Genomic DNA, 13,204 nt, shown 5'->3' with positions numbered 1-13,204 from the left:
AGCCGTTCAGCCGTTTCGCTGCAGGTGTTGGGTGATGGTCTGCGTATCAAGCGGGCCTGACACGCGCAGGGCGCGAACGAACGCACGCCGCCGGGTGGCGGCATCCGTGCATTCGAGTGTCGGATGCACCCACGCACCCCGCCCCGGAAGACTCTTGCGCTCGTCGACGACGAGCTCGGAGCCGCGGGCCACCACTCTCAGGAGAGCGGATCGCGGAGCACGTGTGCGACAACCGACGCACGTCCGTACGGGTTCCATCCTACCCCGTCAGCTCTCCTCGAGGATGCTGTCGGGCTGGATGTCGATCTTCGCCCCGGTGAGCTTCGCGGCGAGTCGGGCGTTCTGGCCCTCCTTGCCGATCGCGAGAGACAGCTGGTAGTCGGGAACGAGGGCGCGCACGGCCTTGGTCCCCGCGTCGAGCACGAAGCTCGAGGTGACCTTGGCGGGCGAGAGCGCCTTCGCGACGAAGGATGCGAGGTCGGCGTCGTAGTCGACGATGTCGATCTTCTCGCCGCCCAGCTCCTCCGTGACGGCGCGCACGCGGCGGCCGAGCTCGCCGATGCACGCACCCTTGGCGTTGATCGCCGGGTCGTTCGCGCGAACCGCGATCTTCGAGCGGTGACCCGCCTCGCGCGCGAGCGAGACGATCTCGACGACGCCCGACGCGATCTCGGGGACCTCGAGGGCGAACAGCTTGCGCACCAGGCCGGGGTGCGTGCGGGAGACGGTGATCGCGGGCCCCTTGGTGCCCTTCGAGACGCTCGTGACGTAGACGCGGATGCGCGAGCCGTGGGCGTAGTCCTCGCCGGGCACCTGCTCCTCGGGCGGAAGGATCGCCTCGACCGTGCCGAGGTCGACGTGCACCATGCGGGGGTTCGGGCCCTGCTGGATGACGCCGGCGACGATGTCGCCCTCCTTGCCGCGGAACTCCCCCAGCACCGCGTCGTCGGCGATGTCACGCAGCCGCTGGCTGATGACCTGCTTGGCGGCGAAGGCGGCGATGCGACCGAAGTCGTCGGGCGTGACCTCCTCCTCGCCGATCACCGCGTCCTCGTCGTCGCGCAGCGGCACGAACACCGCGACGTGACCGGTCTTGCGGTCGATCTGGGCGCGAGCGCCGTCGGGGAGGACGCCGGTGGGCGTGCTGTTCTTCGCGTACGCCGTGAGGATCGCCTGCTCGATGATCGAGACGAGCTCCTCGAACGGAATCTCCCGCTCGCGCTCCACGGTGCGCAGCAGTCCGAGATCGATGTCCACGGGGCCTCCCTCTTCAGTTCTGGGATGCGGCGCGGGGGCGACGCATCCCCCCTACGTTACCCGATCGGGATGCCTCGAGCCGGGGCGATCCGCTCCGCTGCGTTCCCCCACCTGCGGTCGTACTGTGGCATCGTGCCCTCCACCGACGCGACCGCCGCCGCCCACTCGTCGACCGCGTTCCGCGTCGTCGCGCGAGTCGGGTTCGCGGCGAGCGGGCTCGTGCATCTCGGCATCGGCATCCTCGCGATCGCCCTCGCACAGGGGCATGCGGCGGAAGCCGATCAGACCGGAGCGCTTCAGGGCATCGCTCGGCTGCCCGGTGGGATTCTGCTCCTGTGGGCCTGCGCGGCGACGCTCTGGGCGCTGACGCTCTGGTACATCGTCGACGGCCTCTGGGACCGTCGACGGAATGGATGGAGCGCACTCGTGTCCGCATGGTCGAAGGCGGCCGCCTATCTGGCAGTCGGAGCGCTCGCAGCGGGAGTCGCTCTCGGATCAGCGAGCAACTCAGAGCAGTCCGCGAAGTCGACGGGAGCGACGCTCCTCTCGCTTCCGGGCGGGCCGTGGTTGCTCGGCGCGCTCGGCGCCGCCATTACCGGTGTGGGGATCGGTTTCGGATGGCGCGGGCTCACTCGCGGCTTTCGCGAGAGCATCGCCTTCCCGCGGGGCCCGGTAGGTGGGGCCGCGCTGGCTCTCGCGGTCGTCGGGTATGTGGCAAAGGGCGCGGCGCTCATCAGCGTCGGCGCGATCATGGCGATAGCTGCGCTCACCGTCGACCCGGCCGCTGCGGGCGGACTGGATGGCGCCTTTGTCGCGCTTCTGCGTCTGCCGCTCGGTGCTGCCATCGTCACGGCGATCGGCAGCGGCCTCGTCGCCTACGGCCTCGTCATGTTCGTGCGCACTCGCTGGGCGAAGCTCTGAAGATCTCGCTCAGCGGGTTGTGAGCCGGGCGACCGCGTCGGCGAGCGGCACGACCTGACGGTCGCCGCTGCGGCGGTCCCAGAGCTCGACCTCGCCGGTCGCCGCACCGCGGCCGACGACGACGAGCTGCGGCACGCCGATGAGCTCGGCATCGCCGAACTTCACACCGGGCGACACCTTCGGGCGGTCGTCGTAGAGCACGTCGAGACCCGATGCCTCGAGTGCCGCGGTGAGCTCCTCCGCGAGGGCGAAGGCCGCGTCATCCTTGCCCGTCGCGACAACGTGCACGTCGAAGGGCGCGACCGACGCGGGCCAGATGAGCCCCCGATCGTCGTTGTTGAGCTCGGCGATGATCGCGAGGATGCGCGTGACGCCGATGCCGTACGAGCCCATCGTGACGGTGACGAGCTTTCCGTTCTCGTCGAGCACCTTCAGGCCGAGCGCCTCCGCGTACTTGCGGCCGAGCTGGAAGACGTGCCCGATCTCCATGCCGCGGGCGAGCGTGACCGGGCCCGAGCCGTCGGGTGCCGGATCGCCGTCGCGCACGTTGGCGACCTCGACGAACCCGTCGGCGACGAAATCGCGGCCGGCGACGAGGGAGTGCACGTGCTTCTGGTCGATGTTGGCACCCGTGATCCACGCGGAGCCGTCGGCGACCCGCGGATCGAGGACATAGCGGATGCCGGTGGCCGACTCCTCGCCCAGCACCGCACCGGTCGGCGACCACGGTCCGATGTAGCCCTTGACCAGGAGCGGGTTCTTCTCGAAGTCCTCGGCCGTCGCGGCCTCGACCGCGGCGGGTGCGAACGCCACCTCGGCACGCTTGTCGTCGACCTCACGGTCGCCGGGAAGCCCGACGATGACGAGCTCTCGCGTGCCATCGAGATGGGTCAGCGCGAGCACGACGTTCTTCAAGGTGTCGGCCGCGGTGTACGTGCCATCGAGCACGGCGTTGGAGTGCGCGACGAGGGTGTCGATCGTCGGCGTGTTCGGCGAGTCGAAGACCACCGGCCCACCCAGCCCGTCGAACGGGACGGGCGCGGGCGCCGTCGTGGTGAACGCCTCCACGTTCGCGGCGTAGCCGCCCTCCGAGCGCACGAAGGTGTCCTCGCCGACCGGGGTCGGGTGCAGGAACTCCTCCGAGCGCGAGCCGCCCATGGCACCCGCGTCGGCCTGCACGATCGCGTACTCGAGCCCGAGGCGCTGGAAGATGCGCTCGTACGCGTCGCGCTGCGCCTGGTACGAGGCATCCAGCCCGGCGTCCGTGTGGTCGAACGAGTACGCGTCCTTCATCGTGAACTCACGCCCCCGGAGGAGGCCGGCGCGGGGCCGCGCCTCATCGCGGTACTTGTCCTGGATCTGGTAGATCGTCAGCGGCAGATCCTTGTACGACGAGTAGAGGTCCTTCACGAGCAGCGTGAAGACCTCTTCATGAGTGGGGGCGAGCAGGTAGTCGGCGTCCTTGCGGTCCTTCAGGCGGAAGATGCCGTCGCCGTACTCCTCCCAGCGACCGGTGGCCTCGTAGGGCTCACGCGGCAGCAGCGCGGGGAAGTGCACCTCGAACGCGCCCGCGGCCGACATCTCGTCGCGGATGATCTGCTCGACCTTCGCCTTCACGCGCAGGCCCAGCGGGAGCCAGGCGAAGATGCCCGGCGCCTGGCGGCGGATGTAGCCGGCGCGCACGAGCAGCCTGTGGCTCGTGACTTCGGCGTCCGACGGGTCTTCGCGCAGCGTGCGCAGGAAATAGGTCGAGAGACGGGTCACCACGATCCCCCAGTCTAGGACGATGGATGCCGCCGCCCGCCGCCTACCCTGGAGCGATGACGACCGTGCTGCTGACCGGGTTCGAGCCGTTCGCGGGCGACTCCGCGAACCCCTCGGGTGACGCCGTGCGCGCGGTCGCCGCGCGGTGGGATCGCGCCGAGACGCTGATCGTCGAGGTGCTGCCGGTGACGTTCGCGGATGCCGCGGCCCGCCTGCGCGTCCTGATCGAGCGGCACTCCCCCGACGTCGTGATCGCCACCGGCCTCGCCGGCGGCCGCTCGGCGGTGACGCCGGAGCGGGTCGCCCTCAACCTCGCCGATGCCCGCATCCCCGACAATGCGGGGGTGCAGCCGACCGACGCCGTCGTCGTCGGGGGCGCACCAGACGCACGGTTCGCCACGCTTCCGGTCAAGCGGATCGCGGCGGCGGTGGCCGCGGCATCCGTGCCGTCCTCCGTGTCGCTCACGGCCGGCACCTTCGTGTGCAACGCGGCGATGTACACCGTGCTGGATGCGACGGCCGACCGCGCGGACGTGCGTGCCGGGTTCGTGCACGTGCCGTGGTCGACCGAGACCGCGCCCGCAGGTGCGCCGGCGCTCGCCCTCGCCGACATCGTGCGCGCCCTCGAGATCGCGATCGATGTGAGCCTCACATCCGACGACGGGCGCCCGCTTGTGGGCGGCGAGATCGCCTGATGCCGGGGGCGCCGCCCGTCAGCGCCGCCCGAGTCGCAGCGCGGCGCGCACCACGAGCCCCGCGACCAGCGCCCAGAAGGCGGCGCTGATGCCGAAGAACGCGATGCCGGACGCCGCCGTGAGGAACGTCACGATGGCCGGAACCCGGTCGTGCGGGTCGGCGACGGCCTGTTGCACCGCCGAGCCGAACGCGCCGAAGAGCGCGAGACCGGCGACGGCGGCGATGAGACCGGCGGGCGCCAGCACGACGAGCACGGCGAAGAACGAGGATGCCGCGGCCAGCACGAAGTACGTCGAGCCGGTCGCGATGCTCGCGTACCAGCGCCTGCGCGGATCGGGATGGGCGTCGGGGCTCGCCGCCAGCGCGGCGGTGATCGCGGCGAGGTTGATCGCCGGCCCGCCGGCGGAGGCGGTGAGGGCGCTGCCGAGGCCGGTGACGGTCATCGCGGGCCGCCACGGCAGGTCGTAGCCGAAGCTGCGGAGGATCGCCGTGCCCGGCACGTTCTGCGACGCCATCGTCACCAGGAACAGCGGGAGCGCGAGACCCACGATGGCGCCGGTGGTGAACGTCGGCGCCGTGAACGCGACCCGCGGGAGGAAGGACGTCGGGTCGATCGCGGTGCCGGCCGCGCCGACCTCGATGCCGATCGCGATGGCCGCCGCGAGAAAAGCGAGCGGAACCGCCCAGCGGGGCAGGAACCGCAGCGCGATGAGCCACACCACGATCACCGGCGCGACCGCCCACGGGCTCTTGACGAGTCCGCTGAGCGGGGCGAGGCAGAGCGGCAGCAGCACGCCGCCGAGCATCGCCTGCGCGAGCGAGGCGGGGATACGCGCGATGGCCTGCCCGAGAGCGGGGATGAGCGCCGTGAGCAGGATGAGCCCCGCCACGACGTAGAACGCGCCGATCTCTGCCGACCAGCCGCCCTCGACGGCGCCGGTCGCGGCGATCAGGGCCGCCCCGGGCGTCGACCACGCGAGGGTGATGGGGCGCCGGTAGCGAAGCGCGAGCACGATCGTGCCGGCCCCCACGGCGAAGGACGCGGCGAGCAGACCGCTGGCCGCCTGATCGGACGTGGCGCCGGCCGCGTGCAGCGCCGTGAGCACGACGGCGAACGAGCTCGAGAACCCCACCAGCGACGCGGTGATACCGGCCGAGATCGGCCGCGACAGCGGCGCGTCGAGCGAGGGGCTGGATGCCGCGGCGGTCGGTTCACTCACCGGTGCACCGTATCGCGGCGCGGAGGCGTACCCCGACCAGGCGGACGGTGCCACCGGGCGACGGGTGGACCGGTGCGCTCAGGCGGTGACGACCTGGGCGGTACCGAGGGGGGCGTCGGGGCCCATCTCGTCGGCGAGGCGGGTGGCCTCGGCGATGAGCGTCGCGACGATCTCCTCCTCGGGCACGGTCTTGATGACCTCGCCCTTCACGAAGATCTGGCCCTTGCCGTTGCCGCTCGCGACGCCGAGGTCGGCTTCGCGGGCCTCGCCCGGGCCGTTCACGACGCAGCCCATGACGGCGACGCGCAGCGGCACCGTGACATCCTTCAGACCCTCGGTGACGCTGTCCGCGAGGGAGTAGACGTCGACCTGGGCGCGACCGCACGACGGGCACGAGACGATCTCGAGGCGGCGCTCGCGGAGGTTGAGCGACTGCAGGATCTGCAGGCCGACCTTCACCTCTTCGACGGGAGGCGCCGACAGCGAGACGCGGATGGTGTCGCCGATGCCCTCGCCGAGCAGGATGCCGAACGCCGTCGCGCTCTTGATGGTGCCCTGGAACGCGGGTCCGGCCTCGGTGACACCGAGGTGCAGCGGCCAGTCGCCCCGCTCGGCGAGCTGACGGTAGGCCTTGACCATCACGATCGGGTCGTTGTGCTTGACCGAGATCTTGAAGTCGTGGAAGTCGTGCTCTTCGAACAGCGACGCCTCCCACACGGCGCTCTCCACGAGCGCCTCGGGAGTGGCCTTGCCGTACTTCTCGAGCAGTCGGCGGTCGAGCGATCCGGCGTTCACGCCGATGCGCAGCGAGACGCCGGCGTCCTTCGCCGCCTTCGCGATCTCGCCGACCTTGTCGTCGAACTGGCGGATGTTGCCGGGGTTCACTCGTACCGCGGCGCAGCCGGCGTCGATCGCCTGGAAGACGTACTTCGGCTGGAAGTGGATGTCGGCGATGACCGGGATCTGGCTCTTCTTCGCGATGATGTGCAGCACGTCGGCGTCGTCCTGGCTGGGCACCGCGACCCGCACGATGTCGCAGCCCGAGGCGGTGAGCTCGGCGATCTGCTGCAGGGTCGCGTTGATGTCGGTCGTCTTGGTGGTCGTCATCGACTGCACGCTGACGGGCGCGTCGCCACCGACCAGCACCTTGCCGACCTTGATCTGGCGGCTCTTGCGGCGGGGGGCGAGCGTTTCAGGGACCTTGGGCATCCCGATGTTGACGGCTGGCACGCCCCCAGCCTACGCCGACGGGGATGCCGCGGCCCCGACCCGCGGCATCCGAGCCCCGGCGGCGCCGGGCGCGGCCGAGCCGTGTGGTAGGTTCGCCCCATGTTCGCGCGCACCTGCTGGTGGCCCACCGCCTGAGGCGGTGGATCGTGCGATTCCGACCGCCCCGAGGGGCGGTCTTCTTCGTGAAGCGGCCGCCCCGACTCCGAAGGACCATCCCATGCCCGCATCCTTTGCCGAGCTGATCGCCTCCGACGCGCCCTTCGCGCTCATCGCGCGCGACGACGCCTGGGTCGAGGTGCTCACGGGTGAGGTCGTCGACGTCGATGCCCTCGCCGACATCCCCCTCGTCGATGCGACGGGGACCCCTCGCGAGGTGCTCGCGCTCGTGCCGTTCCGGCAGGTGCGAGAGCGCGGATTCGCCTCCCACGACGACGGGGCGCCGCTGCGATGCCTCGTGGTCGAAGGTCACGAGCGGATGCCGCGGGCCGAGGCCGTGGCCACGCTGCCGTCCGAGCCGATCGCCCTCGAGAACCCCGGCTTCGATCTGACCGACGAGGAGTACGCGGGAATCGTGCGCACGGTGATCTCCGACGAGATCGGCCGCGGCGAGGGCGCGAACTTCGTGATCCGCCGCGACTTCACCGCCGGGGTCGGTGCCGACCCGCGTCTGGCAGCGCTCACCTGGTTCCGGGCGCTGCTCGCCCACGAGCGCGGCGCGTACTGGACGTTCGCTGTCGTCACGCCCGGCCACGTCGCCGTGGGTGCGAGCCCCGAGGCGCACGTCAGCGCGCAGGACGGCGTCGTCACCATGAACCCGATCTCGGGCACCTTCCGCCACCCGGCGGGCGGCGCGACGCGCGAGACCCTGAGCGAGTTCCTCGCCTCCACGAAGGAGACCGAGGAGCTGTTCATGGTCGTCGACGAGGAGCTCAAGATGATGAGCGCGGTCTGCTCCGACGGCGGCCGCATCACCGGACCGCACCTGAAGGAGATGTCGCGGCTCACGCACACCGAATACATGCTGCGGGGCACGTCGACCCTCGACCCTCGCGACATCCTGCGCGAGACGATGTTCGCTCCCACGGTCACCGGCTCGCCGATGCAGAATGCCTGCACGGTCATCACGCGGTACGAGCGCACGCCGCGCGGTTACTACTCCGGCGTCGCCGCACTGTTCACGCCCGCCGTCGGCGGCGGTCACGACCTCGACGCACCGATCCTCATCCGCACCGCCTATCTCGAGCACGGCCGCCTGCGCGTGCCCGTCGGGGCCACCCTCGTGCGCCACTCCGACCCGTACGGAGAGGTGAGCGAGACCCACGGCAAGGCCGCCGGTGTACTGGGGGCGATCGGCGCGGTCGCCCGCGACGAGCGCCGGAGCGCCGACGCCGACCAGCCGACGGCCGAGCGCGAGCCTCTCGCCGACGACCCGGAGATCTCCGAGCTGCTGACGTCGCGCAACGCCCGCCTCGCCCCGTTCTGGCTCAACCCGCAGGAACGCGCCGACGGCGGCCCCTTCGCCGGTCGCACCGCGGTCGTCGTCGACGCCGAGGACCGCTTCACGACGATGCTCGCCCACCAGCTGCGCCACCTCGGCCTCGACGTCTCGATCGTGCCGTGGGCCGCGGCATCCGCTGACGTTCTCGACGCCGCCGACCTGGTCGTCTCCGGCCCCGGCCCCGGCGACCCCCGCGACGAGGGCTCGGCCCGCATCGCCGCGATGCGACATGTCGTCGCGCATCGCCTTGAGACCGGACGCCCGCTGCTCGCGGTCTGCCTCAGCCATCAGATCCTCGCCGACCGACTCGGCATCGGACTCGCCGCGCTCGACCGGCCACACCAGGGCCTGCAGCTCGCCGTCGATGTCTTCGGCGAGCGCGCCTCGATCGGCTTCTACAACACCTTCACCGCGAAAGTCGCTCCGGGCACGACCGAGGTGAGCGGGGCGGATGTCGCGGCCGAGCCCTCGACCGGCGACGTCTACGCCCTGCGCGGCCCGGGCTACGCCTCGGTGCAGGGCCACCTGGAGTCGATCCTGTCGCGCGACGGGCTGCGCACCCTCGAACGACTCGTCGCCCAGGCTCTCACGCCCGTCGACGCCTGACCGGCGTCAGTCGGGGCAGGGCCCAACCGGTGTCAGTGGAACAGTGACACCGGGTTGAAGACGTCGGCGAGCAGCAGCACGGCGCTCGTCGCCACCAGGAACACCACGACGACGAAGGTGACGGGCACGAGCCGGGTCGCATCGACGGGCTTCGGCGCGGGTCGGCGAAACAGCCGCGCCCACGCCCGCCGCAGTCCGTCCCAGAGGGCGATGACGACGTGACCTCCGTCGAGCGGGAGGAGCGGCACGAGGTTGAAGACGCCGAGCGCGATGTTGAGGGACGCGAGCAGGCCCAGCATCACCGAGACGCGGTTGATGATCGGGGCCGGTGACGACGCCACCTCCCCCGCGATGACCCCGGCGCCCACGAGGCTCAGCGGTCCGTTCGGGTCGCGCTGGGCACCCGTGAACACCGACTCCGCCGCCTGGTAGACCTTCACCGGGAACTGCGCCACGATGCCGACGACCGCGCCGACGTTCTGCACCGCGGCCGCGGGCCCGTCCCAGATCGGCTGTCGCACGAACTCCACCGTCGGGGCGAAGCCGATGAAGCCGATCTCGCGGGTCTCGGCGACCCCGTCCGCTCCGGTCACCGGGTTGCCCGAGGCATCCGTCACGGGAGCCGTGATGGTCGCCGGCGTGATCGTGAGGGTCTGGGCGGCACCGCCGCGGTCGACGACGACCGAGAGCGCCTGACCGGGCGAGGCCTGCACGATCGCCGAGGCCGAGGCGAAGTCGCTGACCGCCATGCCGTCGATCGAGACGATGCGGTCGCCTGCCTGCAGCCCGGCCTGCTTCGCGGGGGTGGTATCGGTCGCGCACGTCTGCGACGAGTACGAGACGGGCGTGCAGGCGCTGAGCGAGGCGACCGTCGCGGTCGCGGTCTGCAGGCCGATGCCGCTGAACACGATCGCGAACAGGACGATCGCGAGCACGAAGTTCATGAACGGGCCGCCGAGCATGATGACGACGCGCTTCCACATGGACAGCCGGTAGAACACCCGGTCGTCGGCATCGGCGATCGTCTCGTCGTTGGCCGCGCGGGCATCCTGCACCATGGTCGCCCAGAAGCGTCCGCGTCGGAGCCGAGCCCGATCGTCGGGCGTCGCCTGGTCCGTCTCGGTCTGGGTCACCGTCGCGACGCCACCGCCCACGGATGCGACCTGCGGGTCGGCCGATGCCGCCGCGCGCTCCGACTCGGAGGGCGGGTACATGCCGGCCATCGAGATGTAGCCGCCGAGCGGGATGAGCTTCACGCCGTACTCGGTCTCGCCCTTGCGTCGCGAGAACAGGGTCGGACCGAAGCCGATCATGTACTGCCCCACGCGCACCTTGAAGAGCTTCGCCGGCACGAGGTGGCCGATCTCGTGCAGCGCGATCGAGACGGCGAGCCCCACGATGAGCACGACGATTCCGATGACGAATGCGAGAACGGTCACGCCCCCACGGTAGCCCCGGCTGTCTTGGAGCGGGCCGACAAGGTGCGCTGTGCCCGCTCTGCGCGCTCGGCGCCCGGGTGCGCGCGGGTCGCTCTGGTTGAATGGGACCGATGTCCACACCGTCGAACCTGCCGCCCGTCCTCCGCCCGACGCACCCGCCCGCACGATCGCTGCGCGCTCTCGCCGAGGTGGTCGACGGCGAGGTGCGTGGACTCGACGGCGATGTCACGATCGGCGGCCTCACACTCGCCACGGCGGACCTGCGCCCCGGCGAGGCGTTCGTCGCGATCCGGGGCGTCAACCGGCACGGCGCCGAAGTGGCGACGGATGCCGCGGCCCGCGGCGCGGTCGCCGTCATCACCGATGCCGAGGGCGCCGAGATCGCGGCATCCGCCGGTCTGCCGATCGTCGTGGTCGACGGCCCCCGAGCGCGCCTCGGCGCACTGTCGGCGTGGGTCTACGGCACGGGCGCCGACGACGACCTCCCGCTGCTGTTCGCGACCACCGGCACCAACGGCAAGACCAGCACCTCCCACCTGCTCGAAGGCATCCTCGGTCAGCTGGGCGTGACGACCGGACTCTCCTCGACCGCGGAACGCCACATCGCGGGACGGGTGATCGTGTCGCGACTGACCACGCCCGAGGCATCCGAGTTCCATGCCCTCCTCGCCCTCATGCGCGAGGAGGGGGTCGAGGCGGTCGCCGTCGAGGTGAGCGCCCAGGCCCTCAGCCGCCACCGGGTCGACGGACTCATGTTCGATATCGCGGGGTTCACGAACCTCAGCCACGACCACCTCGACGACTACGCCGACATGCGCGAGTACCTCGAGGCCAAACTCGAGCTCTTCCGTCCCGAACGCGCGCGCCAGGCCGTGATCGCACTCGACTCGCCGTACGCCGCCGAGGTGACGTCCCGCAGCGGCGTGCCGTTCACCACCATCGGCACCCCGGCCATCGCCGCCGACCCCGCCCTCGCGGCGAGCGCCGACTGGACCGTCGAGATCCTCGCCGAGCGCCAGGACGGCACCGACTTCACCCTGCGAGGCCCCGAGGGACGCACGCTCACCACGACCGTTCCGACGATCGGCCGGCACATGGCCGCGAACGCGGGACTCGCGATCGCGATGATCCATGCGGCCGGCTACGACTGGGAGCGCATCGTCGCCGCACTCGACGGGCGCCGCATCGAGGCGTACCTCCCCGGGCGCACCGAGCGGGTCTCCGGCGACCGGGGTCCGGCGGTCTACGTCGACTTCGGCCACTCCCCCGACGCCTTCGAGAAGACGCTCGCGGCGGTGCGGCACGTCACGCCCGGCACCGTCCTGATGCTGTTCGGCGCGGACGGCGACCGCGACGCGACCAAGCGCCACGACATGGGCCGTACCGCGGTGGAGGGGAGCGACATCCTCGTCATCACCGACCACCACCCGCGACGCGAGAACCCCGACACGATCCGCGCGACCCTCCTCGAGGGCGCGCGCCGGGCACGGCCCGACGCCGAGATCCACGAGTACTCGCCGCCCGAGCGGGCGATTATCGAGGCCGTGAAGCTCGTCGGCGAGGGCGATGCGATCCTGTGGGCGGGACCCGGGCACCAGGACTACCGCGACATCCGCGGAGTGCGCACGCCGTACTCGGCGCGCGAACTCGCCCGCCGTGCGCTGCGCGACGCCGGCTGGCCCGTGCCCGAGCCGCACTGGCCGGTGCCCTACCCCACGGACACGACGCCCGCGTCCGACCCGGAGCGCCCGGCGTACTGACGCCGGCAACGCGTCGCTCGACCGCTCCGCTGCCGCGATGCAACCCGGCGAGCCTCGCGGCCCGCCAACGGGGTCAGGATGCCGCGGCGATCCGCTCATCGGCTGCGCGGCGCGCCCACGCCTCTGCCTCGGCGAGACTCTCGCGCGTGAGATCGGTCGGAGCGTCGTGCTCGTCGACGATCGCTCGCACCGTGTCGACGATGCCGAGGAACGACAGCCGTCCCTCGTGGAAGGCGTCGACCGCCTGCTCGTTCGCCGCGTTGAACACCGCCGGATAGGTCGATCCGGCCCGGCCCACCCGCTTCGCGAGCGCGACGGCCGGGAAGGCCTCCTCGTCGAGCGGCTCGAACGTCCACGCGGCGGCACGAGTCCAGTCGATCGGCGCACCCACCCCGGCGACCCGGTGCGGCCAGTCGAGGCCGAGCGAGATCGGCAGCCGCATGTCGGGCGGCGACGCCTGGGCGATCGTCGACCCGTCGACGAACTCGACCATGGAGTGCACGATCGACTGCGGGTGCACGACCACATCGATGCGGTCGTAGTCGATGTCGAACAGCAGGTGCGCCTCGATGACCTCGAGACCCTTGTTGACGAGGGTCGCGGAGTTGGTCGTGACGACCCGTCCCATGTTCCAGGTCGGATGCGCAAGGGCCTCGGCGGGGGTCACGGCGGCGAGCTGGCCACGGGTACGACCGCGGAATGGACCGCCGGACGCCGTCACCACCAGGCGCCGCACCTCAGCCGAACTGCCTGATCGCAGCGCCTGCGCGATCGCCGAGTGCTCCGAGTCCACCGGCACGATCTGGCCGGGCG

Annotated in this window: 11 protein-coding genes; 4 read left to right on the top strand and 7 right to left on the bottom strand. The window is 71.4% G+C overall.

Going from position 1 to position 13,204, the window contains the following annotated elements; genetic code table 11:
• Nucleotides 1-6: 6 nt before the first annotated feature.
• Together ABT08_RS04295 and nusA are read right to left on the bottom strand one after the other, a co-directional pair.
• Nucleotides 7-258 carry a YlxR family protein gene (locus ABT08_RS04295; RefSeq protein ID WP_082483209.1) on the bottom strand — a complete coding sequence of 84 codons (252 nt, stop codon included), beginning with the start codon at nucleotides 256-258 and terminating at the stop codon, nucleotides 7-9.
• Between the two features lie 9 nt (nucleotides 259-267).
• A complete protein-coding gene (gene nusA, locus ABT08_RS04290) occupies nucleotides 268-1,257 on the bottom strand; it encodes a transcription termination factor NusA (protein WP_045246199.1) in 990 nt (329 codons plus the stop codon).
• A 132-nt stretch (nucleotides 1,258-1,389) separates the two neighbouring features.
• On the opposite strand from nusA, the gene ABT08_RS04285 reads away from it, so the two are divergent.
• Complete coding sequence (locus ABT08_RS04285) at nucleotides 1,390-2,178, top strand: DUF1206 domain-containing protein (RefSeq protein WP_288114074.1); 789 nt, start codon at nucleotides 1,390-1,392, stop codon at nucleotides 2,176-2,178.
• 9 nt (nucleotides 2,179-2,187) lie between these two features.
• Here the strand turns inward: ABT08_RS04285 and ABT08_RS04280 are convergent, their stop codons facing one another.
• On the bottom strand, nucleotides 2,188-3,945 hold the full coding sequence (locus ABT08_RS04280) for a proline--tRNA ligase (protein ID WP_056209458.1): 1,758 nt from the start codon (nucleotides 3,943-3,945) through the stop codon (nucleotides 2,188-2,190).
• Between the two features lie 53 nt (nucleotides 3,946-3,998).
• Here ABT08_RS04280 and pcp point away from each other — a divergent pair, with 53 nt between their 5' ends.
• A complete protein-coding gene (gene pcp, locus ABT08_RS04275) occupies nucleotides 3,999-4,637 on the top strand; it encodes a pyroglutamyl-peptidase I (RefSeq protein WP_200930914.1) in 639 nt (212 codons plus the stop codon).
• Between the two features lie 18 nt (nucleotides 4,638-4,655).
• Here the strand turns inward: pcp and ABT08_RS04270 are convergent, their stop codons facing one another.
• A complete protein-coding gene (locus ABT08_RS04270; RefSeq protein WP_288114073.1) occupies nucleotides 4,656-5,858 on the bottom strand; it encodes a benzoate/H(+) symporter BenE family transporter in 1,203 nt (400 codons plus the stop codon).
• A gap of 78 nt (nucleotides 5,859-5,936) precedes the next feature.
• On the bottom strand, nucleotides 5,937-7,067 hold the full coding sequence (ispG, locus tag ABT08_RS04265) for a flavodoxin-dependent (E)-4-hydroxy-3-methylbut-2-enyl-diphosphate synthase (RefSeq protein ID WP_045246202.1): 1,131 nt from the start codon (nucleotides 7,065-7,067) through the stop codon (nucleotides 5,937-5,939).
• 238 nt (nucleotides 7,068-7,305) lie between these two features.
• On the opposite strand from ispG, the gene ABT08_RS04260 reads away from it, so the two are divergent.
• On the top strand, nucleotides 7,306-9,192 hold the full coding sequence (locus ABT08_RS04260; RefSeq protein WP_288114072.1) for an anthranilate synthase family protein: 1,887 nt from the start codon (nucleotides 7,306-7,308) through the stop codon (nucleotides 9,190-9,192).
• Between the two features lie 32 nt (nucleotides 9,193-9,224).
• Here ABT08_RS04260 and ABT08_RS04255 read toward each other — a convergent pair whose 3' ends face one another.
• On the bottom strand, nucleotides 9,225-10,631 hold the full coding sequence (locus ABT08_RS04255; protein ID WP_288114071.1) for a M50 family metallopeptidase: 1,407 nt from the start codon (nucleotides 10,629-10,631) through the stop codon (nucleotides 9,225-9,227).
• 110 nt (nucleotides 10,632-10,741) lie between these two features.
• On the opposite strand from ABT08_RS04255, the gene ABT08_RS04250 reads away from it, so the two are divergent.
• A complete protein-coding gene (locus ABT08_RS04250; RefSeq protein ID WP_056209465.1) occupies nucleotides 10,742-12,391 on the top strand; it encodes a Mur ligase family protein in 1,650 nt (549 codons plus the stop codon).
• A 73-nt stretch (nucleotides 12,392-12,464) separates the two neighbouring features.
• On the opposite strand, the gene ABT08_RS04245 is transcribed toward ABT08_RS04250, so the two are convergent.
• Nucleotides 12,465-13,204 (bottom strand): 1-deoxy-D-xylulose-5-phosphate reductoisomerase (locus ABT08_RS04245; RefSeq protein WP_288114070.1); only part of this gene is annotated, 740 nt, incomplete at its 5' end.

Source organism: Microbacterium sp. SCN 71-21 (assembly GCF_001725695.1).
Classification (GTDB): domain Bacteria; phylum Actinomycetota; class Actinomycetes; order Actinomycetales; family Microbacteriaceae; genus Microbacterium; species Microbacterium ginsengisoli.
Note: the sequence above shows the minus strand (reverse complement) of the source record. Positions and strands in the feature narration are given on the sequence as shown.